Here is a 25,619-nt window from a genome sequence, read left to right as displayed (position 1 = left end):
TTATTGCTGAATCAATCAAGAAAGAAATCTTTTTGTAATTCGGTATTGCCGCTGACACAGGCATATTGCGCAAAATCAGTCATTCCGATCCGTGCCAACGCTTGTTCATCGGTGAGGCTTTGCCCCGTGAGTTCACCTTTCGCCGTACTATAAATCGCAAAAGCTGCATCTGCCATGATTTCAGGTTTACGGCTGAGTTGTTGCGTATTTTCCTCACCTAAATTCTTCGAAACCGCTGCTGTTGCGATATAAGTCTCAGGCCATAGCGTATTACATGAAATACCGTAGTGACGGAATTCTTCTGCCATACCCAAAGTCAGAATCGTCATACCATACTTTGACAGCGCATAAGGCGAGAGCATCCCCAACCATTTCGGTGACATATTCACAGGTGGCGATAGACTCAGAATATGCGGATCTTTTGCTTGTTTGAGATAGGGCAAAGCGGCCTGCGCACAAATAAAGGTGGCACGGTGGTTAATGGTTTGGATCAGGTCATATTGTTTTAATGAAGTGGCTTCGACACCTGTGAGAGCAATCGCACCTGCATTATTTATTAATACATCAATACCACCAAAGTTCTTGGCTGCTTGTTGCATGGCAGCATTTATCTGCTGTTCATCGCGGACATCTAAAAGTAAGGGTAGTGCTCTGCCGCCAGCAGCTTCAATCTCTTCAGCTACACTATAAATCGTGCCAGATAATTTGGCTGTTTCCACTTCAGTTTTTGCTGCAATGACAACATTGGCGCCAGCTTGTGCTGCTTTCAGTGCAATGGCTCGGCCAATTCCTCGGCTGCCACCAGTAATAAAAATGGTTTTTCCTTGCATATTACTCATGTCGATGTCCTATATTTAATTTTTATCAATATGTCGTTAAATCATAAAAGGATGTGCAAATTTTTCTGGATTGTAGAGCTGTCGTTGTTTGGCAATCTCAACAATGCGATGGCGTAACTGACGTTTGATCACGGCATAGGTTAGGCGATGCTTTTGTGACATCTCTTCAGCAAACTTAAATACTTCCGCATTTAATGATTCGGCAGGATGAATCTGATGAACCACATGTGTATCTAAACACTCGAGGCCAGTCATAGATTTACCTGTTAACGACATCTCCCAAATTGCATGCTGATTGGGAAGGAGTTGCACAATTTCTGCAATACAGTCGGTAAAAGGAATGGTCAGTTTGACTTCAGGAAAGCAAAAACGTCCTTTGTCTGCGCGCATCAAGCGGAAGTCACATGCAGATGCCAAAATTGCACCACCAGCATAAGCATTGCCATTAATTTCAGCAATCACAGGGAGATTGAGCAAGGCCAAACGCAGCAGCATATTTTCCAGTTCTAAGGTAAAAGCTTTTTTATCTTGCATAGACTGTTGCATTAGCCAAGCGAGGTCTAAGCCATTGCAAAAAGTCTTGGGGTGGTCACTTTGAATCACTAGACAGGCGTTATGCGAATGGCGCTCGATTTCATCAAAGATCTCGATATATTCATTCAGCACATCTTGGTTTAAGACATTGTCCTGATCGCCATTGGTTAAGGTGAGAACATAAATAGACTGTTGCTGATCAAGCGTCATGGTGGTCATTGAAGCGCTTCCTGATTGTGCGTTAGTTTTTGATTGCAGTCATTATTCCCAATAAAACACTCGCACAATAGGTGGGACTATGCCATATTGATGATCATTTTAGGACAGTGGATGTTCGATGCGAGATCCGTTTGGATTGTTTCAGGAAACCATTTCCGTTTCTTATGCACATTTATTATTAGAAATTGTGCATGATTATGCCATTGATACTGAAAAAGTTCTGTCTGGTACGGGATTAATGCTTGTAGAAATGAAACAAGCCGATGCCAAAATGAGTGCGCACCAATGGTCAAAACTGGTGGTCAATGCCTTAAAGTTGACTGGGAATCCGCGTCTAGGCATTGAATATGGCTTTAAATTACGGCCGACGTCGCATGGGGCTTTAGGTTTTGCATTCCTGAGTTGTACTGATGTTGAAACTGCATTAACACTGTGCCAGCAGTATTTCTGTACCCGTATTCAAAACTTTATTCCTGAATTGAAGATTGAGGAAGATTTTGTCTATGTGTATTTGGATGATGTACATCCTGTGAAATTGGGTGGGGCAGAACAATCTGATCAATTAAGATCCTTCTTAATTGAAAGTTTGCTTTTTGGCGCAATTCATTTTCTCAGCATATTTTCTGAAAAAATTGTTGAAAGCTGTGAGGTCTTTGTGGATTGGGCTGATGCACAGAATTATAAAACTATCGATTTATCTCAGATCAAGATTCAATTTAATCAGCAACGCAATGGTCTGAGGTTTCCCAAGCAATATCTGCATTGTAAAAATCCAAATGCAGACCAAATGGCCTTTCAGCAAGCGCTGCTGTATTGTGAAAATGACAAACTGAAACTACTCAAAGAAGCGACGCGCGACCTACAGAAAAGTATTCGTTCTGAGTTGCTATATAAAGCTGGCAATACTTATCCGACATTAGCGTTGATTGCACAGCGTTTGAATATGTCTGAACGAACCATCAAGCGGCATTTACAGGCACAAGGAACTACTTTTTTACAGATTTTGGCTGAGGTACGTTTTAGTCAAGCCAAGAAGTTACTGCAACAACCACAATATAGTATTCAGGATGTTGCAGCTTTGGTGGGTTATGAAGAAGCCACTAATTTTATTCGCGCTTTTAAAAAGATGTTTGGGGAAACACCCAGTCAGTATCGGAAAAGCTATTTGTCCAAGGCCGATTCATCCGACATCACCAACTGAATCGTTTTAATAAAGCGTTCCAGCGAATGCTGAATTTGATCGGTCCATTCAAAGGAACAATTCATCCGAATAAAATGTTGATGTGAAGGCAGTACATTAAATAACGGACTTGGCGCAACACCCACCTGTTGCTGAATCAGTTGTTCATAGACTTGCATGCTGCTGACTTTTTCAGGCAGTTGAATCCAGAGAAAATAGCCACTTGGATAGTTATACACCTTACAGTCTTTCGGCAGGTGTTGTTTGAGATATTGAAAGAATTGTTTTTTATTCTTTTCCAAAGCCCGTCTAAGTGTTCTTAAATGTTTTTCATAATGATGATGGGAGAGGAACTCCACCAGTGCATTCTGGATCAGGGCATTGGCTGAAATGGTGCTCATCAACTGTAGATGCTGAATATGTTCGGAAAATTTTCCGGCATAGACCCATCCCATACGAAACCCTGAACCCAAGGTTTTGGAAAAAGAAGAGCAGTGCAACACCAGATTCTGCTGATCAAAATACTTCATTGGCAGCGGTTTTTGATTGCCATAAAACAGTTCTTCATAGACATCATCTTCGATCAAATGAATTTGATGTTCATGCAACAGCTTGGCAATTTTATATTTGATGTCATCGCTGACGGTAAAGCCAATCGGATTATGTGCATTGAGCATAAACCAGCACACTTTGATTGGATAGTTTTTAATGACTTGTTCAAAAGCTTCAATATCAAAGCCATGTTGTGGATGCTCTGGGAGGGTAATCACCTTGAGCCCCAAACGTTCAGCTGCCTGCCATGCGCCATAGAAGATGGTTTGCTGCAATAAAATATAATCGCCCGGTTGAGTAATCGCTTGTAAGGAAAGGTTCAAGGCTTCTAAGCCACCCGATGTAATGACAATATCATCTGCATCAGTTGGAATACCCTGCATACAATAGCGTTGTGCAATCAATTTTCGGAGGGCTAAATTCCCTGGTGGTAGGTTGGTGGTCTGATCATAACTATGTCGATTACGGGAAAGTTGCCCCATGATCTGAATCAGTTTGGGCGGATAGAGTAACTGACTATCTGGAAATGCAGAGCCTAGTGGGCTGACTTGTTTAGATTGAATCGACTTGAGGTATTTAAACACCAAGGAGTTGATTTCAATTTTTGGATTTAAGGACACCACTGAATAGGCTTGAGGAATCTGGATATTATTTTGCTCAGCCACAAAATAACCTGACTTTTCTTTTGAATAAATCAATCCTTGCGCTTCCAGTTCCTGGTAAGCGTTCATTACGGTAATTAAGCTAAACCCTGATCGTTGCACTTGCTCACGTAAAGAAGGAAGTTTGCTGTGCGGCTGCCATGACCCGTTCTCAATGAGAAGTTTCAGGTTCTGCGCTAATTGTTCTGATTTATACATAACGTAAAGTGAATCCATCTTGATGGAACAGCTTTTATGCAAGCTGTTCCATCTCTTTTTTAATAAGCAAACATCAATAACAGTCTAAATAGGCCGGCAATGATGGCGAGTGCAAAAAATCCAAGTAACCACAGTATTATAAACCATTGCGTTTGGCTTAAATGCAGAGATTTAATTTTCATGCAAAGCTGCTCCTTAGTGATAACCCGTATCTCCAACCCGTACTTTATCTCTAAATACCCAATACGACAGGATGGTATAGGCGATAATGATCGGGATGAGAATTACCGCGCCAACCAATGCAAATTTCTGACTTGAATGCGGTGCTGCTGCTTCCCAAATCGTAACCGATGGTGGAATGATATTCGGCCAGAGGCTGATCACAAATCCAGTAAAGGCCAAGAACACGAGTGCCAAGGTATAGATAAAGGGCTTAAAATCATGACGCTCTTTACATGCTTTTAAAATCAAGAATGTAAATAGCAGTACCAAAACTGGTACAGGGCTAAAATACAGTAGATTTGGCAAAGCAAACCAACGCGCTGCAATTTCAGGATGGGTCAGTGGGGTATAGAGACTGACACCAGCAAAGACCACAAACAAAACAATGATCAGTTTAGGCATTAGTGCATACATCTGATCTCGTAGCTCATGGTCGGTTTTCATAATCAGCCAACCACAACCAAGCGCTGCATACATGGCAACCACACCCAGTCCGGTAAATAAGGCGAAAGGAGTCAACCAATCTAAACCTGAACCTGAGAAAATACCATTGGTGGTTTGAATCCCTTGAATATAAGCACCTAAAATAACACCTTGCAGGAAACTAGATAGAATTGAACCCCAGATAAAGGCTTGATCCCATAAATGTTTGGTGCGATTCGCCTTAAAACGAAACTCAAAGGCAACGCCACGGAAAATCAATGCAATCACCATCAGGGTAATCGGCATATACAGTGCTGAAAGAACGGTTGAATACACCAGAGGAAAGGCTGCAAATAAACCTGCGCCACCGAGCACCATCCATGTTTCATTGCCATCCCAGACAGGCGCGACGGTATTCATCATCACATCTCGTTCTTCGCGGCTTTTGATGAAAGGGAACAGAATTCCGATCCCGAGGTCGAAGCCATCCAAAATGACATAGATTAGGACACCGAGACCGATAATGCCGACCCAAATCAGAGATAAATCAATCATGGTGCTTCTCCTTATTTGGGTCTTGCTGATCAATGCTTTCATCAACGGCACTTAAAGGACGCATTGGGGTCTTGAAATGCCCATGGCCTGCTGGCTCAAGATCAATCGCTTCAATAAATTCAGGACCTTTTTTCAGTAGTTTCAGCATGTAGTAAATACCGCTACCAAACACGATGGTATAGACCACCACGAAAATGATCAAACTGATACCGACTTGATCGGCGGTCACCGTATGCGACAAACCATCTTTGGTACGCATCACCCCATAAATCACCCAAGGTTGACGGCCTACTTCAGTCGTCACCCATCCAGCTAGTAAGGCGATATAGCCTGTAGGGCCCATGACAAAAGCGAATTTATGAAACCAAGATGAACCATAAAGTTTGCCTTTTTTGCGCAGCCATAAGGCAACGAAAGAGAGCAGTACCATTAACATGCCAAGTCCGACCATGACACGGAAACTCCAAAACACAATGGTTGAGTTTGGTCGGTCTTCTGGGGCAAAGTCTTTTAAGCCTTTGACTGTACCATCCATAGAATGAGTCAAAATCAGACTACCTAGATTTGGAATCGCAATCGCGTATTTGGTGCGTTCCTCTTGCATGTCTGGAATGCCAAATAAGTACAGTGGCATACCTTCATCATAATTGGTTTCCCAATGACCTTCCATTGCAGCCAATTTCGCGGGCTGATGCTTCAAGGTATTTAAGCCATGATTATCACCAATCACCACTTGTAAACATGAAGTGACCAGCACCATCCATAGACCCATTGAAAATGATTTTTTGATCAGTTCATCACGACGACCTTTGATCAGATGCCATGCAGCAGTACCCACCACCAGTAAGGAAGACACTAAAAATGCCGCAGCGGCCATATGTGCAAAGCGATAAGGGAAGGAGGGATTAAATACGATCGCCCACCAATCGGTTGGAATAATGATGCCATTCTCGATCGTAAAACCTTGCGGTGTCTGCATCCAACTATTGGAGGAGAGAATCCAGAACATGGAAATACAGGTGCCAATGGCAACCATCAAGGTGGCAAAGAAATGGGCTTTGGGGCTGACTCGTCCCCAACCAAACAGCATGATGCCCAAGAAGCCCGCTTCCAAGAAGAAAGCACTCAATACTTCATAAGTAAGCAAAGGGCCAGTCACGCTTCCCGCAATACGGGAAAATTCACTCCAGTTGGTACCAAACTGGTAGCTCATCACCACGCCAGATACCACACCCATCCCAAAGGCCACGGCAAAGATTTTGATCCAGAACTTGAATAGATCTTTATAAATGGGGTTTTGAGTACGAAGCCATTTCCATTCCAGCATGGCAAGAAAACAGGCGAGACCAATCGAGGTGGCTGGAAAGATAATGTGAAATGAAACAGTAAACGCAAACTGTATTCGGGCTAATTCTAAAGCAGTGAGACCGAGATCCATATATCCTCTCCTATAACAGACCAGCAAAAGCAGTCGCTAGGAAAATGTGAAAGAACGGACTTAAATGTTTGAAAATAAGCAGAACCTGAAAAAACTGTGGCTTGGATATTTAAAAGCGATTTAAGTTTTATTCATCATCCAATCTTCTGTTGTATATGAGTAGGTACAATTTCTTTTTGTTTTTTTATAACAGATGGGGTGTCCATAAATGATCTGTTATATTTTTTTAGCGAAACTCTGTAGCTATTCAGTTGTTTGTACCTGATTCAAAATAGCACCAAGCAACGATGCAGTGTGTTAAATATTGATCAAGCATTGTAAGTCGTTTGAATGACACTAATTCGGACTGAATGGCGTATGACTATGTTTATCACCAAAGAACTTAATGCGTTGACTCAGCTTTTTCAAAGCAAAGTCCCATCGCAAGCAGTACAACAACAGCTAGGTCTTGAATATGTAAATCTTGAAGCAACTTTATTAAGAGGTAAGGTGCTGAGAGATTTTTCTAAGGAGAAGGTTGCTTATATTGCTCAAGCTGAAATTGTGGAAAATGACAATAATCTCGCCTATTTATTTGCACCATTTATGATTGCCAATTTAAATCAGCCAGTGATTTATACCACGCCAGTCTCGTCCTCTGTACTTAAGATATTGAATCAATACTATCAAGCTGAGAAAAGTGTCAATCTTAAAATCGAAGATGTGATTCATAGCCTCAAGCTTTATATCGAGCTGGTCGATGATGCAAAAGCAGAGCAAGATTTTCTGTTTCACTGTTTAGTTAAGGCACTGTGTCGTACAGATGTTTTTCATATTTTTTTGGTCACGCATTTATCCTTAGATCAGCAACAGATTCAGATTTTAGAAGATTATTTTGATGTGAAAATTGATGTGATTCATGCTGATAGCAGGCCGAGTATGCTCAATGATGAATTGATTAATACGCGTAGGCTGCTATTTAAAAACAAAGATGAACCACATAAAAACCTGTGTACTTTGTTTTCTAGTCTAAATGCAAACTTGGTTGCGAAGATTGGTCAGTTTAGTCCAGCCCAAGCGGCTCATTTAATCGAGGATATGTTCTATTCGGAACATATTTTTGAAAAGTTATCGGTCTATGCCGAATATATGCAAACCCGTATTCAAAATGGCGCTAGTTTTAAGGCTTTATCCACCATGTAATTGTTATGAATTAAATTTTAGTCTTTCAATAGGAGCAGAGCTCATGTCTCAACAGCAATCAAAATTCCCATACCTTGCGGTTGGAATCAGTATTTTATTAGGTTGTTTATTCTTAGTCTTTTTCTTTCTGGCTGTGAGCAATCAACCCGATTATATGCCATCGCAACAGAAGCAAAATGCTGCCCATGTACAATCAACAGTTCAAGCGAATAAATAACTATTTTTTAATCCGAAGCTTATTTTTTTCTCTCTTACTGGTGATTTTGAGCACTTGCCAGTAAGTTTTTTTTAAATGCTAGAAAAGTTTTATCACTATCGCTGATTGTGAATGATTAGACAAAAATTTCATTTATAGAATTAGACAAATCAAGAATAGAAAAGAAGCACAATTCATGTTAATCCTATCTGTAGCCAATGTTAAAAATAGCTCAGATGAGGGCAGCGTGATGGATAACTCAGAACAACCCATTCATAAGCAAGAAAATACCAGTTTTGCAAGAATTGAACCCTATACCCAACCTGCGGGTGGATGGGGCGCATTACTGAGCGTTGCCCGAAACCTAAAAAGGCAAGACATTTTAAAAAAAGGTTCAATCACCTTACTTAATATTAATCAGCCGACTGGTTTTGACTGTCCGGGCTGTGCATGGCCTGAGAAGAAAGATGCGCATGCCTTTAACTTCTGTGAAAACGGTGCCAAGGCTGTGGCTTTCGAAGCAACCAGTAAAACGGTAACACCTGAATTTTTTGCACAGCATACCGTGAGCTGGCTCGCTGAACAGAATGATTTCTATCTGGAAGATTTGGGTCGTTTAACTGACCCGATGCGTTATGACCCTGTGTCAGATAAATATGTGCCGATTTCTTGGGATGAAGCTTTTCAGTTGATTGCCAAACATCTACAAGCACTTGATCATCCTGATCAAGCTGCATTTTATACGTCTGGTCGCGCCAGTAATGAAGCGGCTTTTTTGTACCAATTATTTGTCCGTAGCTTTGGGACCAATAATTTTCCAGACTGTTCCAATATGTGCCACGAAACCACCAGTGTTGGCTTAAAAGATGCGATTGGTTTGGGTAAGGGCACCGTCATTCTGGATGATTTCGATCAAGCAGATGCCATTTTTAGCTTTGGGCATAATCCAGGTACCAACCATCCAAGGATGTTGGCAACCTTAAGAGAAGTCTCTCGAAGAGGTGGTAATATTGTTGCCATTAACCCAATCAAGGAGCGTGGGCTGGAACGTTTCCAAGATCCGCAAGCCCCATTGGAAATGATGACCAATGGCAGTACCCCAATTAGTCGTTATTATTTCCAACCCAAAATTGGTGGGGACTATGCCCTGATGTTTGGGGTGATGAAGCATTTACTGGAATGGGATAAAAAGGCACTCGCGAAAGGAAAAGCAAGCGTTTTTGATCGTAGCTTCATTGAAATGAATACCATTGGTTTTGATGAGATGCTAGCGGAGATTGATGGTACAGCGTGGTCTGAAATTCATAAGCATACAGGACTTTCACCTGAGCATTTAGAATCGATTGCCAAGATGTATCTGGATGCAAAAACCGCTATTTTCTGTTGGGGGATGGGAATTACCCAACACCGTCATGGTACAGCCAATATTCATATGTTGGCGAATCTGATGCTGGCACGGGGACATATCGGTCGTCCGGGAGCTGGCCTTTGTCCAGTACGTGGGCACAGTAATGTGCAGGGCGACCGAACCATGGGGATTAATGAAAACCCAAGTGATAAGTTACTTGATAGTATTGATCGGGTATTTGGTATCAAGTCGCCACGTAAACATGGCTTTGGCGTTGTCGATACCATCAAGGCGATGTATGAAGGTGATGTAAAAGTCTTTATTGGTTTGGGTGGGAACTTTGCAGTTGCAACCCCTGATACACCTTATACTCAAGAGGCATTACGCCGTTGTAATTTAACCGTCAATATTACTACCAAGTTGAATCGTAGCCATCTGGTCTGTGGCAAAGATGCGTTGATGCTACCGTGTCTAGGGCGTACTGAAGTTGATATGCAGGTGCATGGGCCACAAGCAATTTCGGTGGAAGATTCGATGTCGAATGTGCATCTTTCGGCTGGGCGTAATCCGCCTATTTCAGAGAACCTTCTATCTGAACCCGATATTGTGGCGCGTATGGCAGAAGCAGCCTTACCTAACAGTTCGGTGAAATGGCGTTGGTATATCGATAGTTATGACCGTATTCGTGATTCAATTGCCGATGTCTTTGATGAATTCCATGATTTCAATCAACGTGTCTATCAACCAAGTGGCTTTCATTTAGAGCATCCAGCCAATCAGCACGTTTGGCATACGCCTAGTGGCAAGGCCCAGTTTTTGATTACACCTTTGACAGAAGTCTACGAAGACGAAGAAAATCAATATGCAGCGTCCTATACGGAGCAACAAGTTTATACCTTGATGACCACACGCTCTCATGATCAATACAACACCACCTTATATGGTTTAGATGACCGTTATCGTGGGGTATTCGGACAGCGTCGTGTCCTGTTTATGAATCAAACTGATATTGATGCAGCAGGCTTCGTGGCTGATCAATGGGTCGATATCGAAAGTGTGTTCTCGGATGGTGTGAAACGGATTGTACATAGTTTCCGTATTGTGCCGTATAACATTCCGCAAGGCAGTCTGGCGGCTTATTATCCAGAAACTAATCCCTTGGTTGCTTTGGGTAGTCATGACAAATACGCCAAAATTCCAGCGTCTAAAAGTATTCCTGTGATTTTGCATGCGGGTAATGCACCAGCACATTTTAATTTGAATATTGAAGTTGATCCTGAGCATGCCAATGAACGCGTCAGTAGTGTATAGCTGATTGGAAATCTATTTTTCAAAACAGTTATGCGAATGAGGTAAGTTGTGGACACAAAAACACGAGGTTATGAAACGATGCAAGTGCATCGTTTCCATCGCGATATCTCTGAAAATGAACTGGATTATATTGTCCAAGAGTATCCTGTTGCCTTAATTTATAATGGTATTTCTCATGCGGTGATGATGGCAACACCTGCAGATATTGAAGTCTTTGCTAAAGGTTTTAGTTTATCGGAAGGGATTCTGCATAGTTTAAGCGAGCTGTATTCACTGGAAATTCGTCAAAATGAACTGGGGGTTGAAGTGGATATGACCATTTCATCCCGTGCTTTTATGGCTTTAAAAGAACATCGAAGAATGATGGTCGGACGCACAGGCTGCGGTTTATGTGGTATTGAAAGTTTAAAGCAACTCTATCTAAATCTACCTGCGGTGAGTACCCATGTTTCTTCAACATGGTTAAGCCAAATTCCAAATGCGATTGCACAATTAAAAGTCAGACAAAAAATCACTGAGCTAACCGGAGGTGCACATGCGGCAGCATGGGTGGTGAAAGGGCAAATCGTGGCTTTGTTTGAAGATGTTGGTCGGCATAATGCTTTGGATAAATTATTGGGTTACTTGGCTGAACAGAAAATGGATGTTACGGACGGTTTTGTGGTGATGACCAGCCGTGCCAGCTACGAACTGATTCGTAAATGTGCGCAATATAATATCGGTCTATTGGCAACCATTTCTGCACCAACCAGTATGGCGATTGAGATGGCAAAACAATTGAATCTTACATTAGCCAGTTTTTGTCGTGGTGATAGCTTTGTTTTATATACCGAATAATGGTAAAAATTTGTGATTTGTCTGATCTCTAATGCATTGATTTGTGTAGGATATGAGCATTAATTATTTTTATTCCCAAATATTATGAATACACCTTTAAGACCTCAGCCTGTGATCAATAATCTTTCAGGTGAAAATGCCTTATTTATCGTGCTTGGAATCAATACTAATCCTGATCATTCAGGAGTGATTGATTTTCTCGCTAACTTTTCAGCATTGGTACGCAGTCTGACCAACCGTTTTCCTCAAGGTAACTTTAGTGCGTCTGTCGGCATTGGTTCCAATGCTTGGGATTTACTTTTTCCAGAAACGAATAAACCAAAAGAGCTTGCACCATTTCAGGAAATTAAAGGGCCTAGACATACGGCTGTTGCAACAGCGGGGGATTTGTTCTTCCATATTCGTGCTAACCAAATGGCAATCTGCTATGAACTAGCAGCAATTCTGCATGAGCAGCTCAAAGACGATACCTATTCGATCAGTGAAACCAAAGGTTTCCGATACTTTGATGGTCGTGCCATTATTGGCTTTGTGGATGGGACGGAAAATCCTGAACATGAAATTGCCAAAGAGATTGCCTATGTTGGCCAAGAAGATGCCGAGTTTCTTGGCGGCAGTTATGTGTTTATCCAAAAATACTTGCATAACATGGAGATGTGGAAGGGCTTAACTACCGAAGAACAAGAAAAAGTCATTGGTCGAAAGAAATATGATGATGTTGAACTTGGCGATGATGTGAAACCGCAAAGTGCACATAATGTGGCAAGTAAGGCGCATGATGCTGACGGCAATGAGCTCAAAATCTTAAGAGCCAATATGCCATTTTCCAATCCAACAGAAGGAGAGTACGGCACTTTCTTTATTGGCTATTCGCGTTCTTTTAATATCACTAAAACCATGCTTGAGAATATGTTCCTTGGTAAGGAAACGGGACATGTTGATCGCTTACTCGACTTTAGTACTGCCGTTTCAGGCAGTTTATTCTTTGTGCCCACCTTTGATTTTCTCGAAGATTTAGGCGAATAAGTTTAATCCGCTGAAATAAATCAACTTATTTCAGCGGTCAATGCTTATTGGCTCATCAGATATTGTTGTAACTGTTCACGGAATTGATTTGGAATACGACCAGATTTCTGTGTGCTGAAATCAAAATACACCTGAACGGCCTTTCCACGTGCAACGCAGTGATCATTTTGCCAAGCTTCATGTGCGACAATAAATGAAGAATTGCCGATATGCTCAATCCACGTTTTGATTTCAATATCAGCACCGTAATAGATCTGCGCTACAAAATCGACCTCAACACGCGCCAAAATCAAAGGCAGATTTTTGATTTCCATACTCGGATTAAACAGACGAAAAACGGGTTCGCGTGCGGTTTCAAACCAACCTGTAATCACGGTATTGTTAATATGCCCAAAGGCATCTGTTTCATAGAATCTTGGGGTAATCGAAAGTGTGAACATAGTGAAGTAATTATTTTCTCATTTAAACGCATCTACTATAAAGGCTGACGCTTGCATACGTCAGCCCTGATAACAGACTTAGGCGACTACTTTAATCACTTTACTTTCGATACGGTAATCCTTCAGATTAACATGGTGCAGCTTATGCTTAATCACAAAACCAAATTCAGGCCAGATGATATGATTACGACCCGCGTCATCTAAATAATAGCTCTTACAGATATCAGCTCTGACAGGCATTTTCGCCAAACGTTTATCAATGCGGGCATTAAATTGTTTTTGCACGGCTTCTTTCACTTCAATGTAGTCGATACGCCGTTGTTGCATGAGTTTAATGGCTTTGGAAATATAGACAGACTGTTGTTCTGCCGTCCACATCACTGAGCCGACTGTATTTTGCGAATTAGGACCGAGCATCATAAACATATTGGGAAAACCATAAATCGACATCCCCATATAGGCACGAGGTTGGCGCTGCCATATCTCGCTTAAGCTACGACCATCAACACCTTTAATTATTTTATATATGGCAGGTTCGGCAACCGCATAACCTGTACCAAAAATAATAGTATCCACTTTGATTTCTTTACCATCTTCACCGACAACACCATGTTCAGTGATATGTGATAGGCCTTGAAACAGCACCGATACATTGGGTTTAACCAAAGCAGCATACCAGTTGTTGGAGAACATAGGACGCTTACAACCCAAGGTATGTGTAGGTGTAACTGCCTGACGTATTTCAGGATCTTTAATGCTCAGGTTGATATTGAGTTTACCCAGAGCATGCAGCTTTTCCATGATCTTGATGTTCATGAAGACGGGTAACGATGGCTCCAAACTCCACAATGCACTTTCACGAATAATTTTCTCTAACAAAGGTGCTTTTTTGAAAACCGTTTTCACAATATTTGGCACAGCAAAATCAGGTTTAGGTAGTACCCAAGATGGGGTGCGTTGGAAACTGTATAAATGCCCAACTTTTGGCTGAATCTCAGGTAAGAATTGAATTGCTGATGCACCGCTGCCGATTACGGCAACACGTTTACCCGTTAAATCGTATTCGTGGTTCCATTTACCTGAATGGAACATAGTGCCTTTGAATTGATCTTGTCCTGGAAAGCTGGGCATTTTAGCTTCGCCAATGAAGCCCGTTGCAGGAACAAAAAATTTAGCACTATAGCTTTTACCATCCGCTGTACTGATCATCCAACGATTCAGTCCTTTGTCCCATCGTGCTTCGGTCACTTCAGTGCCAAGCTGAATCTGGGGAACAATATTAAACTTTTGTGCCACATCTTCTAAATATTGGCGAATCTCAGCCTGTGGGGCGTAAGTTCGCGACCAATTGGGATTAGGTGCAAAGCCCAGAGAATACATTTCACTTGGAACATCACAAAACAGGCCTGGGTAATCATTCAATGCCCATGTACCACCAATACGGTTGGCCATATCCAGAATCACGACATTGTTAATGCCTTGCTCCTTTAACTTTATACAGGTACTCAATCCAGAGGGACCTGCGCCAATAATCAATACATCAACCAGTTGAGTTGGTTTGGATGGTTTAACTGCTTTATTCATTGGAAAATCCTGAAATGAAAAACGGAGATACCTAAAAAATGGTTCGAATCCTTGCTTAGACGGCGTGCTGTTGAAAATGTTCAAGCAGCAGCTCGGCAACACGCTGCGGTTGCTCTGCCTGTAAGAAATGCCCACAATTAGGTAAATAAAAGCGATTCAAGCCTTTAGGGAAATGCTTGGATTGAGCCAAAGCTTGATGTAATTGAATACTCATGCAACCGTCATCCAGTCCAGCCAAAGCCAATGTTGGAAGCTGGATTGGGCGGAGTAAATCTCGGTTGGCTTTGAAGTTGATAGGCTGATGAACTGCAAATAAATTGCGGTAGTAGCGCGTGGCTGCCCATGCGATTTGCGGATGGCTAAATAGCTCACGCGTGGCTGCAAAATCTGCTTGTGTAAATTGCCATGTAGGTGACCATTTTTTCCAGATTTTCGTAACAAACTCAGCTTGATTTTGGGATAGCAATGTTTTGGCAAAATGCGATTGCATCAGTAACATATAAGAAGATAAATAGAGTTGTTTCGGAAAATATTTTAAATTGGTCAAAATATTCTGTATGGCAGGAATCGGAGGAACCGCCAGTAAACTCATACTATACAGCGACGCCGGATATTGACTGGCATAGCTCATAGCGATGGCTGCCCCCCAATCATGTCCAACCAGATGAAATTTTTGAATCCCGAGCATTTCTAACCAAGCGTTCAAGTCAGCAGTAGCAGATGCCAAGCCATAATGAGCATTGCTGCTAACTGAATCGAGTGTATAACCCCGTAACCAAGGGACGAGAACTTGATAGCCTACATCGACAAGAATAGGGTAAACCTTGTCCCAGCAATGCGGTGTATCTGGAAAGCCATGTAGCAAAACCACTAGAGGATGATCAGGATGACCATACAGATTGGCATGCAAGCTTAATCCGTCACGTTTAAGAATGATCTGATCACTTTTCATAATGGCCTCAGCGATTCATTTTGGCTGCAAGCGCTTGAGCATAGGCTTCGGCAACTTGCTGGGCAGCAGGAGAATTCGCGATATAGGCCAGCGCTTTTTTCACATCACCATCATGTTCTGGATGATAGTTAAATTTGCTCCAGCCTTTCAGTGCAGCCAGAATCATCATCAGATCGGGGAGGCTTTTTTTCTGCTTTGCGGTTTGCTGAAACTCCCAAATCAACGCCAATGGATTCTTGCGGGAAATTCGTTTTGCTTCAGGGGTATTGTCCAACTTACACAGATAGACAGATGCACCTAACCAGAACCCGACCATTGCAATAAAGGCGAAGCTCATACTGAGCTGACGACCTAAATAGCCTTTGAGATGATCACCAGTCAATGCACGATAAGCATCATAGCCAACAGTACGATGTTCAACTTCCTCTGCACCATGCCAACGTACAATATCCAGCATCGCAGGGTCAGCATGTTCCAGACCTTCAGCATCTAGTACCCAAGTGCCGAAGAAGCAGAAATAATGTTCCAAACCAGCAATAATGCCCATACGAAAGGCAAGCCACTGCTTTGAATATCGTTTAAACGGTCCATAAATACCAAAAGGGGTATCGCCCATAAAACCATCTTTAAACATCCACTCTAAAAAATGTTTGAAAGGTGTTGGGTCTATGCCATGGGTCTGGAAATAGATTTCAGCACCCTTGTGTGCATTGGCATGGGCGGCTTCCTGAGCAATAAATCCGCGAATATCGGCTTTCAGATTTTTGTCATCGACATATGGCAAGGTTTTATTGGCAAGACGACAGAACCAGTGCTCAACAGCAGGCAACAACACATGCATGCTGTTGAGTACATGAGTCGCCAATACATCATTGGGAACCCAATGACGAGGTGTTTGGGAAAAATCAAAATGTACTTTACGGGCAATAATCTGATGATCAATAAACTTATTCATCGTTCGACTCCTGTCTGTTTGGCTCAGATTGAAATCGCTTCAATTTTTTTGATTAAGCTGCGGGACTGGATATAACCATTGGCAGCAAACCATTGCAGTGAATCTCGAATGGCAATCTCGACTGGAGTTTGTGCTAAACCCAATTCCTGTACCGCTTTGGCACAATTAAAAGAGGTACCTAATTGCCCAATTTTTGCTGCTGATGGTGTGACCAGAGGTGCTTTGTGGGTAATGTGCTGGGTAACCCATAATGCAGCATGTCCTGCCAGTTGGGAGGAAACACCTTCAATCAGGCTTGGAATGGTTATCACAGGTCGCCAAATGCCCAATAAATGATGCACAGTTTTTGCCATGGCAACACCATCTAGATCTTTATTTCCCAGAATATAAGTTTCACCTGCTATGCCTTTTTCTGCAGCCAGCACATGACCTTTGGCAACATCTCTGACATCAATCATATTGTTGATCGCAGCTGGAACGGCAAGCGCTGGCATCTGAGCAATTGTTAACAGTAATTTTCCTGTTGGAGTTGGCGAGATATCCTGGGGACCAATTGGGCCTGTTGGACAAACGATCACCACATCTAGACCACCTGCTGCAAACTGTAAGGCAACTTGGTGTGCTTCAAATTTGGTCAGTACATAAGCGTCACCAGTTGCGCCTAAAGCAAACGGACTCTGTTCCGTGGCTTGAATACCTTTGGGTTGTCCTGCAAAACATGCGCCTGTGCTGGTATAAACCACCCGTTTAATTCCAGCTTTTTTCGCGGCATTGAGAACAATACGCGTGCCTTCTACATTGACCTTGCGCATCAGTTCAGGTTTAGGCAGCCATAAGGCATAGATAGCAGCGGTATGAAAGACTAAATCACAGCCTTCAACAGCTTCATCCATTTTGATCGAGTCGGTAATATCGCCTGCAATCAGTTCAACATCCAGACCTTCAAGATTGGTTAGTTTTTCCTGAGGCAGATGTAATACTCGAACTTCATAATTTTCATTGAGCAGTGTTCGCACAATATGCGAGCCAATAAAACCAGCACCACCTGTAACCAGAGCTTTCATATCTCACCAACTTCCTTCAATTTGTATCCAGAATCGAACTGGATAAAAATGCGACAATTTTGTTGTTGGTACTATGCCGAATCACCGATATGTGTCATAGTTCTTGAAATGACAGTTTTGACCATTTTACGACATTCTCTATAAAACATTGATGAGATACCGCTTGTGAATCCATCTTTACCTGGAACCTACGTCAGTCTGATGGCCGATGTGGTACAAAAATTAAATATTTCTGCAGAGAAATTACTGGAAGGAAGTGGTGTTGGCGTTGAGCAACTTTCAGAGCCGTTTTGGTATTTAGATTTTGATATTTTCAATAATTTATTGAACCGAGCGGTTGAACTCACCCATGAACCTGCGTTGGGCGTCTATCTCGGATTACAAATGACGGTGTCATGCCATGGCTCCGTTGGTCTGGCCGCCATGGTTTCACAAAATCTTGGTGAAGCACTGAATGTCATGGAGCAGTTTATTGGTCTGCGTTGTCCTGCATTAAAACCACGTCTTGAAATTGAAAATGGGCTGGCTTCACTTTATTTAGATCAGCCGATGACAAACTTTAAGATGGGGATTGTCGGTATGACCTTTCTGATGGTGGGCTTTGCGCAGATGTCCAATGCCATCACTGCAAGTAAATTAAAGATTAAGGCCGAACTGAATTATGTTGAACCTGCATTTTTACAGCAAGTTCAAGAGTTATTGCCTTGTGAGATCAGTTTTAATCAAGACAATAACCGACTCATTTTCTCTGAAAGTTACTTAGCACTTCCGCTGATTATGGCGGATCCTTTAGCTGCACGTTTGGCACGAGAACAATGTAAACATGATTTGAATAAGTTGGTGGCTAAACGTGGTGAGAAACATCCACTCACGGCCTTGGTGCGTGAATTGCTTTTTGATGAGGTAGAAGGTTTTTTCAAAATGAAAGAGGTTGCAGATAAGCTACATTTGACTGAACGAACGTTACAGCGTCAATTGGCAAAAGAGGGAACCACTTTTCAGATTCTCATGGATCAAGTCCGAGAGCGATATGCCAAAAAATTACTGAATCATCATGAATATAGTATTTCCTATATTTCAGAAAAATTAGGCTACTCCGATGTTACCCATTTTACCCGTGCATTCAAGCGTTGGGCAAATCAGACCCCGAAGCAATATCGCAATTTACGAGAGTCGGTCTCTAGTTAACATCAGGCTGTTCATTCTAGACAGAAAAAAGGCGAGATAGTTTAACTAGAGATTGAGTGCAAAAAAGTTGAAATCTACGCTGCTGGTCGAGATAAACCACCACCAAGTGCTTTATATAATTCGATCTGATTATTCAATTTGGTTTGCTCTAGCATCAGTAAGCCTTGCTGTGCTGCATAAGCAGAACGTTGTGCATCCAAAACCGTGAGATAACTATCAATCCCCGCTCTAAATCGAGCTGTGGATAATTTATAGGTGGTCTCAGTAGCGGAGACTAAACGGCGTTGTGCTGCTAAACGCTCATCAATATGGGCATGTGCAGCTAAAGCATCGTTGACCTCACGAAAAGCAGATTGAATGGCTTTTTCATAGTCTGCCAGTGCAATTTTTTGTTCAGTTTCAGAAATTTTAATATTGGCTTTACGTGTCCCCCAATCGAAAATGGGCAGATCGATACTTGGCCCAATTGACCAAGAAAAACCACCTGATTTAAATAAATCTTTAAGATCTGTCGATGCATAGCCAGCTGAACCTGTAAGGCTAATAGTGGGGAACATACGTGCTTTGGCTGCGCCAATATTTGCGCCTGCGGCAAGAAGTTGGTATTCAGCAGCTTTTAGGTCGGGGCGGTTATTTAGTAAATCGCTGCTTAAGCCTGTTGCAAAACTGGTTTCTGCTGTAATGCGCTGAACAGCTTGAATGGGCAGGAGCTGTGGTGGAACGGTTTGTCCAGCAAGAAGATTCAGTAAATTTTGAGCCTGTGACACTTGAGTTTTATAGGAGGCGACATCATTTCGGGCCGTTTCAACCGATATCTGTGCTTGACGTAACGGGACTTCACTATCAATCCCGACATCAAAACGTTTTTTATTCAGATTGTAAGAATCGAGTTGTGCTTTAAAGGTCTGTTCAGTTAAGTTTAAATTGGCTTTTGCATAGGCATAATCTAACCAAGCTTGTGAGACTTGGCTGACTAAACTGATCTGCGTGGCTTCTCTGGCACTCTGGGTAGTAAAGTAATTATTTAAGGCCACATCTTTTAAGCTTTTGACTCGACCCCAAAAATCTAGCTCATAAGCCGTCATCCCCAAACCGACTTGAAAAGTTGAATAAGGATTGTTTGGGTTCGCAGATGGATTCACCTGTCGAACAGCACTGCCATTTGCCCCAATAGTAGGCAACTGGTCATTTTTACTGATCTGATATTGCTGTTGTGCACGCTGAATATTCAGTGTTGCAGTACGTAAATCACGGTTGTTATTTAAGCTGATTTCTATCACTTGCAATAGGCGTGTATCGGCAAAGAACTGTTTATAGCCCTGAGTTGCAATTGAGTTGCCTGTGTTTGCGAGGGCAAAATTTTGTGGAATATCCGATTTGATCGCAGGTTTTGGTGCCTGTAGATTCATACATGCGGTTAAGGCAATTGAAAGCGTAGAGACAAGCAGGCCACGAGATAAGACAGTCGTTTTAGACATGATCTTCTCCAAATAAGATGAGGATCGATACTGAGGAGGAGTCAGAGGAAACCCGTTGATTCCCTCTGCTCAATGTTATTTAAGATGGATTTTTTTGTTTCGAGGAAAACAGCTTTTCAACTGCACCCAAAATGAAAATAAAGAACACTGGGACAAAGAAGATTGCCAGAATCGTCGCTGAAATCATGCCGCCAAATACACCTGTACCTAAGGCATGCTGTGTTTCTGAACTTGCCCCTGAAGCGATGACCAATGGAATCACACCACAAGTAAAGGCTAAGGAGGTCATCAGAATAGGGCGTAAACGGAGTTTTGCTGCGGCCACAGTGGCCTCAACTAAACTCATACCTTCTTCTTTCAACATCTTGGCAAATTCGACAATCAGAATCGCATTCTTGGCCGATAAACCAATAATGGTAATTAGACCAATTTTAAAGAACACATCATTCATTAAGCCACGAGACATAATCGCAACCACTGCGCCAAAAATACCCAAAGGTACGACCAGCATCACTGAAAGCGGAATGGCCCAACTTTCATAAAGCGCTGCCAATACCAAGAACACGACAAGCATTGATAACGCCAGCAGAAAGGCCATCTGCGATTCAGATTGCTTTTCCTGTAAGGAAATACCTGTCCATTCATAACCGATGCCTTTTGGTAATTTAGCAATTAGGTGCTCCATTTCACGCATAGCATCGCCTGATGAGGTATCAAAATTCGGAATCCCTGCAATACTCAACGATGGGCGACCGTTATAACGGTTATATTGCTGTGGCGCTTTATTCCATTGAGGTGTCACCACTTCAGATAGAGAGACCAATTGCCCATTTGAACCCATCACTTTCAGATTCAAAATATCTTTTAATTGCATACGTGATTTGGCATCGACTTGTACAATCACTTGTTGCATACGTCCCTGATTTGGGAAATCATTGATATACATTGAACCCATTGAAGTTGAAATAATGTCGGAAACATCAGAGAACTTCACACCCAGAACATTCAATTTTGCACGGTCGATTTTTAAAGAAATATTGTCGCCTTGCGGTAAGCCTTCATTCCATACCATATAGAACTTTTTGTTCTTGGCGGCCATTTCCATGAGCTGGTCTTGTGCAGCTAAAAGTGCAGGCATACCCAAGTTGGCACGGTCTTGCAAGCGTAAGCTAAAGCCCGAAAATGTCCCAAGTTCATCAATGGCAGGAGGTAATACAGCCATTGTCGCACCTTCTTTACTGTGCGCCATTGAGGCATTGACCGCATTGGTCATTTCAGTTGCAGTTGAAGTGCGGTCTTTAAAGTCGGTTAATGTGGTAAAAGCGACAGCCACGTTTTGACCTGCACCACTAAAGCCCCAACCCATGATGGTCGTGTTACTTTTAACATTTGGATTGTCTTTTAGACTGCTTTCAAATTCATTGACCACACCTCGTGTTCTTTCAGCAGTGGCATCCGATGGCAATTGGAATGACGTCAGGAACCAGCCTTGGTCTTCTTCGGGCATAAATGCTGTAGGCCAATACTTCATACCTGCAAAGGTAAGGCCTGTTATCACCACAAAGATCACCATCATTGGAATAGTATGTTTAATCACTTTAAGCAGGATCAATTCATACTTTTTAGTGACTTTATCGAAGCTGCGATCAAACCATGCAAAAAAGCCTTTCTTCTGATGATGGCCATCAATTGGTTTAAGAATCGTGGCACACAATGCAGGCGTTAAGATTAATGCCAATAATGCTGAGAACAGAATTGATACGGACATGGTTAAGGTAAATTGTTGATAGATAATGCCGACCGAACCACTGGCAAATGCCATCGGTAAGAATACCGCTGCCAAGACTAAGGTAATCCCAATAATCGGACTGGTAATTTCCTTCATGGCCTTGGAGGTCGCTTCTTTTGGAGGGAGTCCTTCGGTTGCCATAATTCGTTCGACGTTTTCGACCACCACAATCGCATCATCGACGATGATACCAATCGCGAGCACCATACCAAACATGGTCAGTACGTTGATTGAGAAACCTGCAAGTAGCATCACCGCAAATGTACCGAGTAACGCAATCGGTGCAACAATGGCTGGAATTAAGGTATAGCGAACATTATGCAAGAATAAATACATCACAATGAAAACCAGTACCATGGCTTCAAGTAAGGTATGGATCACTTTTTCAATCGAAATTTTTACAAAAGGTGCAGTGTCATAAGGAATACTGAACTGCATGCCTTCTGGTAAATTCAGTTTTAACTCCTCAATTTTTGCTCTTACACCTTCCGCCGTTTTGACAGCATTAGCACCTGGACTGAGCTGAATCGCAGCAGCCGTTGCAGGTTTGCCATCTTCTAAAATCGCAAAGTTGTAGGCCTGTGAACCCATTTCAACTTCAGCTACATCAGAAAGTTTAATCACGCTACCGCTAGTTTTACTTTTTAGGCTGATATTTTTAAATTGTTCAACATCGCCTAATTGACCTTGTGCCGATAATGGGATGGTAATCAATTGACCTTTTGCTGCAGGGAGATCACCTAATCGTCCTGGTGCGATCTCGACGTTATTTTCACGGATGGCATTATTAACGTCACTAATTGATAGACCGTAAGACACCAGTTTATTGGGATCAACCCAGATACGCATGGCTTTTTCAGCACCGAAGGATTGAACTTTACCAACGCCTTCAACACGTTTCAGTTCTTCAACTACGTTACGAACCAGATAATCACTCAGATCAACTTCAGAATACTGTCCATTGGGTGAATTGATTCCGACCAACATCAAGAAACCTGATGACGATGCTTCAACTTGTAAGCCTTGTTGGCGAACCACTTGCGGTAAACGTGCTTCAATGGCTTTGATTTTGTTTTGTACATCAACCTGTGCCATATCCACATCTGTACCCGGTTTAAAGGTCGCAGAAATCTCAGCAGTACCTGAGGTATCTGTGGTCGAGCTATAGTACAACAGGTTTTTCACCCCTGACATTTCACGCTCAATCAAGGTAACTACACTGTCATTGATGGTCTTGGGTGTCGCGCCTGGATAGGTCGCACTAATATTGACTTGTGGCGGCGCAACACTTGGAAAGCGGGCAATCGGCAATTTGGGAATGCTGAGTACCCCAAATAAAATAATGAAAATCGCAATCACCCATGCGAAGACAGGACGGCGAATGAAGAATTGTGACATCATCATTGAGCTCCTTGTGTTGCAGGTACTTTCCACGTGCTTATTTCAAGTTTTTGATTGGGCTGAATACGATCAACACCTTCTACAACGATTTTGTCGCCTGTTTTAAGACCTTTGTTGGCGATGTAGAACTGATCATATTGTTGTCCTAGTTCAATAGGGCGAATATCTGCCGAACCCTTGGCATTGATCACATAGACTTGTGGGTCACCAGTGATATTGCGTTGAATCGCTTGGGCTGGAACGAGCAAAGCTTGTGGCACTGAAGCACGGTCGATATTTACTCGGACATACATGCCAGGAAGGAGTTTTCTTTCAGGATTCTGAACTTCGATACGAATGGTGACATCACCTGTTTCAGGATCAACATTGATATCTTCAAATAGCATCTTGGCAGTGACGTTATACGCTTGACCATGGCTATTTGAAATACGTACGGTTTTTTCATTATTGGCAGATAATTCACCACTTTGTAGCGCAGCCTGCAAATGCTCGTACTCACTAATCGATTGTTTAACATCGACATAGACTTTATCAATCTGTTGTACAGTTGCCATCGTATTGGCATCACCTTGGCTGACCAATGCACCTTCAGTCACAAAAGATTGCCCAATACGACCCGAGATCGGGGCACGAACAGTGGCATATTGAAGGTTTAGGTTTTGACGGGTAAGCAAGGCTTTCATTTGCGCAACATCGGCTAAGGCTTGACGATATTCAGCTTGTGCATTACTGACTTCTTGCTTACTGATCGCATTACTTGGAAGCAATTGTTCATAGCGTTCTAACTGAACTTTTAAACGGACCACTTCAGCTTCGGCTTTATTGAGTGAGGCACGATTACTATTTACATCAGCTTGGAAAGTTTCTGCGTTAATTTTATAAAGAGCTTGTCCTGCTTTGACTTCACTTCCTTGTCTGAATAATACTTTTTCAATAATACCGCCAACCTGAGGACGAATCTCAGCAGTTCGGAAAGCCTGTACCCGTGCTGGCAAGTTTTCGTTAAAGTTTACCGATTGCGGCTGAATATTTAAAACGCTCACTTTCGCAGGGGGTGTTTCTGCTGGCTTTGCCTCCTCAGAACCACAGCCTTGTAGCACAAGTCCGATCGATAAAAATAATGGAAGTAATAGATGCTTTTGCATTCTGTCCAAACCTTGGGAGCTTTTGATGCTGACATTATTTTCGAACTTTGTGTAACGGACATCGCTGAAGTGTGGAAAAAGTGTGGAGATCAACAGATAAATCATCGTATGATGAATCGATTGTTTTATTGATCTAGATCCTTATGTTTGAGCACTCTTTTTCTTTCGATTGCCATGACAAGCTTATTCTTGTAGTAGAGGATGAGTATGATATTGGAGACATCATCGAGCACTATCTTAAGCGTGAAGGGATGCGTGTCATTCGAGCAATGAATGGTAAACAGGCGATTGAAATCCATGCTGCACAAACAATTGATCTGATAGTCTTGGATATTAAATTACCTGAACTGAATGGCTGGGAAGTATTAAGCAAAATTCGTCAAAAGGCGCAGACACCAGTGATTATGCTTACGGCATTGGATCAGGAAATTGATAAAGTCATGGCATTACGGATCGGTGCCGATGATTTTGTAGTCAAACCATTCAATCCGAATGAGGTGGTGGCGCGTGTTCAAGCAGTGCTGCGACGAGCTAAGCAAAGCCAGCAAATACCCAATAAAAATCTAAGTTATAAAAATATTGAAATTAATACCGATATTCATAGCGTCTATATTCATCAGCAGCATAAGAAAGTGATGCTGAATTTAACCCTGACTGAATATAAAATCTTGCTACAAATGATTGATCATCCTCATAAAGTCTTTACCCGAAGTGAACTGCTGAATCATTGTTTGCCTGATAGCGATGCTTTAGAGCGCACAGTTGATAGTCATGTCAGTAAGTTGAGAAAAAAACTGGAAGAGCATGGTCTACAACATATGCTAATCAATGTTCGTGGAGTGGGTTATCGCTTGGATCACCCTCAAGAAACGTAATCATTGAAATATATAAGAGTAAAAAG

The 25,619-nt window shown here is 42.2% G+C and carries 22 protein-coding genes; 8 read left to right on the top strand and 14 right to left on the bottom strand.

All coding sequences use genetic code 11. From position 1 onward, the window contains the following. Window positions 1-11: 11 nt before the first annotated feature. Both F896_RS07815 and F896_RS07820 read right to left on the bottom strand, forming a co-directional pair. On the bottom strand, window positions 12-839 hold the full coding sequence (locus F896_RS07815) for an SDR family oxidoreductase (RefSeq protein WP_016164074.1): 828 nt from the start codon (window positions 837-839) through the stop codon (window positions 12-14). 36 nt (window positions 840-875) lie between these two features. Continuing rightward, a complete protein-coding gene (locus F896_RS07820; protein ID WP_016164073.1) occupies window positions 876-1,592 on the bottom strand; it encodes an enoyl-CoA hydratase/isomerase family protein in 717 nt (238 codons plus the stop codon). Between the two features lie 118 nt (window positions 1,593-1,710). Between F896_RS07820 and F896_RS07825 the strand changes: the two genes are divergently transcribed. Continuing rightward, window positions 1,711-2,793 carry an AraC family transcriptional regulator gene (locus F896_RS07825; RefSeq protein ID WP_016164072.1) on the top strand — a complete coding sequence of 361 codons (1,083 nt, stop codon included), beginning with the start codon at window positions 1,711-1,713 and terminating at the stop codon, window positions 2,791-2,793. On the opposite strand, the gene F896_RS07830 is transcribed toward F896_RS07825, so the two are convergent. Genes F896_RS07830 through F896_RS07840 form a run of 4 tightly spaced genes read right to left on the bottom strand, consistent with a single transcriptional unit; the run spans window position 2,754 to window position 6,822 of the window. Beyond that, window positions 2,754-4,184, bottom strand: coding sequence for an aminotransferase-like domain-containing protein (locus tag F896_RS07830; RefSeq protein ID WP_032882264.1), 1,431 nt, complete (start codon window positions 4,182-4,184; stop codon window positions 2,754-2,756). The two genes, F896_RS07825 and F896_RS07830, sit on opposite strands and share 40 nt — an antisense overlap. A 59-nt stretch (window positions 4,185-4,243) precedes the next feature. Beyond that, complete coding sequence (locus F896_RS21340) at window positions 4,244-4,366, bottom strand: hypothetical protein (RefSeq protein WP_004654187.1); 123 nt, start codon at window positions 4,364-4,366, stop codon at window positions 4,244-4,246. 13 nt (window positions 4,367-4,379) lie between these two features. Then, window positions 4,380-5,384 carry a cytochrome d ubiquinol oxidase subunit II gene (gene cydB, locus F896_RS07835; protein WP_016164070.1) on the bottom strand — a complete coding sequence of 335 codons (1,005 nt, stop codon included), beginning with the start codon at window positions 5,382-5,384 and terminating at the stop codon, window positions 4,380-4,382. Continuing rightward, the gene (locus F896_RS07840) at window positions 5,377-6,822 is read right to left on the bottom strand and encodes a cytochrome ubiquinol oxidase subunit I (RefSeq protein WP_016164069.1); all 1,446 of its coding nucleotides are present in this window, start codon (window positions 6,820-6,822) and stop codon (window positions 5,377-5,379) included. The genes cydB and F896_RS07840 overlap by 8 nt, the downstream gene beginning before the upstream one ends. A 363-nt stretch (window positions 6,823-7,185) precedes the next feature. Here F896_RS07840 and F896_RS07845 point away from each other — a divergent pair, with 363 nt between their 5' ends. From F896_RS07845 to F896_RS07860, 5 genes are all read left to right on the top strand, one after another. Further along, entirely contained in the window at window positions 7,186-8,004 is an 819-nt protein-coding gene (locus F896_RS07845) for a hypothetical protein (protein WP_212750011.1), read from the top strand. Between the two features lie 43 nt (window positions 8,005-8,047). After that, on the top strand, window positions 8,048-8,221 hold the full coding sequence (locus tag F896_RS21030) for a cbb3-type cytochrome oxidase assembly protein (RefSeq protein WP_016164067.1): 174 nt from the start codon (window positions 8,048-8,050) through the stop codon (window positions 8,219-8,221). Window positions 8,222-8,450: 229 nt separating this feature from the next. Then, complete coding sequence (locus F896_RS07850) at window positions 8,451-10,859, top strand: FdhF/YdeP family oxidoreductase (protein WP_032882413.1); 2,409 nt, start codon at window positions 8,451-8,453, stop codon at window positions 10,857-10,859. A 78-nt stretch (window positions 10,860-10,937) separates the two neighbouring features. Beyond that, on the top strand, window positions 10,938-11,696 hold the full coding sequence (fdhD, locus tag F896_RS07855; RefSeq protein WP_016164065.1) for a formate dehydrogenase accessory sulfurtransferase FdhD: 759 nt from the start codon (window positions 10,938-10,940) through the stop codon (window positions 11,694-11,696). Window positions 11,697-11,780: 84 nt separating this feature from the next. Next, on the top strand, window positions 11,781-12,722 hold the full coding sequence (locus F896_RS07860; protein WP_016164064.1) for a Dyp-type peroxidase: 942 nt from the start codon (window positions 11,781-11,783) through the stop codon (window positions 12,720-12,722). Between the two features lie 44 nt (window positions 12,723-12,766). On the opposite strand, the gene F896_RS07865 is transcribed toward F896_RS07860, so the two are convergent. The 5 genes from F896_RS07865 to F896_RS07885 all read right to left on the bottom strand — a co-directional run bounded on the left by F896_RS07865 (window position 12,767) and on the right by F896_RS07885 (window position 17,717). Then, window positions 12,767-13,162, bottom strand: a complete 396-nt coding sequence (locus F896_RS07865; RefSeq protein WP_016164063.1) for an acyl-CoA thioesterase — start codon at window positions 13,160-13,162, stop codon at window positions 12,767-12,769. 78 nt (window positions 13,163-13,240) lie between these two features. Further along, window positions 13,241-14,746, bottom strand: coding sequence for a flavin-containing monooxygenase (locus tag F896_RS07870; protein WP_016164062.1), 1,506 nt, complete (start codon window positions 14,744-14,746; stop codon window positions 13,241-13,243). Between the two features lie 55 nt (window positions 14,747-14,801). After that, the gene (locus F896_RS07875) at window positions 14,802-15,698 is read right to left on the bottom strand and encodes an alpha/beta fold hydrolase (RefSeq protein ID WP_016164061.1); all 897 of its coding nucleotides are present in this window, start codon (window positions 15,696-15,698) and stop codon (window positions 14,802-14,804) included. A 7-nt stretch (window positions 15,699-15,705) separates the two neighbouring features. Beyond that, a complete protein-coding gene (locus tag F896_RS07880) occupies window positions 15,706-16,653 on the bottom strand; it encodes a metal-dependent hydrolase (protein WP_016164060.1) in 948 nt (315 codons plus the stop codon). Window positions 16,654-16,676: 23 nt separating this feature from the next. Further along, entirely contained in the window at window positions 16,677-17,717 is a 1,041-nt protein-coding gene (locus F896_RS07885; RefSeq protein ID WP_016164059.1) for an NAD-dependent epimerase/dehydratase family protein, read from the bottom strand. A gap of 165 nt (window positions 17,718-17,882) precedes the next feature. On the opposite strand from F896_RS07885, the gene F896_RS07890 reads away from it, so the two are divergent. Continuing rightward, complete coding sequence (locus F896_RS07890; protein ID WP_016164058.1) at window positions 17,883-18,905, top strand: AraC family transcriptional regulator; 1,023 nt, start codon at window positions 17,883-17,885, stop codon at window positions 18,903-18,905. A gap of 74 nt (window positions 18,906-18,979) precedes the next feature. Here the strand turns inward: F896_RS07890 and adeC are convergent, their stop codons facing one another. The 3 genes from adeC to F896_RS07905 all read right to left on the bottom strand — a co-directional run bounded on the left by adeC (window position 18,980) and on the right by F896_RS07905 (window position 24,718). After that, window positions 18,980-20,383 (bottom strand): AdeC/AdeK/OprM family multidrug efflux complex outer membrane factor, encoded by a 1,404-nt coding sequence (gene adeC, locus F896_RS07895; protein ID WP_016164057.1) that lies wholly within the window; start codon window positions 20,381-20,383, stop codon window positions 18,980-18,982. A 79-nt stretch (window positions 20,384-20,462) separates the two neighbouring features. Beyond that, window positions 20,463-23,573 (bottom strand): efflux RND transporter permease subunit, encoded by a 3,111-nt coding sequence (locus tag F896_RS07900; RefSeq protein ID WP_016164056.1) that lies wholly within the window; start codon window positions 23,571-23,573, stop codon window positions 20,463-20,465. Next, a complete protein-coding gene (locus F896_RS07905; protein WP_016164055.1) occupies window positions 23,573-24,718 on the bottom strand; it encodes an efflux RND transporter periplasmic adaptor subunit in 1,146 nt (381 codons plus the stop codon). Before F896_RS07905 ends, F896_RS07900 begins: the two co-directional genes overlap by 1 nt. Before the next feature lie 143 nt (window positions 24,719-24,861). On the opposite strand from F896_RS07905, the gene adeR reads away from it, so the two are divergent. Next, on the top strand, window positions 24,862-25,593 hold the full coding sequence (gene adeR, locus F896_RS07910) for an efflux system response regulator transcription factor AdeR (protein ID WP_016164054.1): 732 nt from the start codon (window positions 24,862-24,864) through the stop codon (window positions 25,591-25,593). Window positions 25,594-25,619: the final 26 nt, after the last annotated feature.

The sequence above is a fragment of the Acinetobacter genomosp. 15BJ genome, assembly GCF_000400715.1.
GTDB lineage: Bacteria > Pseudomonadota > Gammaproteobacteria > Pseudomonadales > Moraxellaceae > Acinetobacter.
This window is presented reverse-complemented; position numbering and strand designations above follow the sequence as displayed.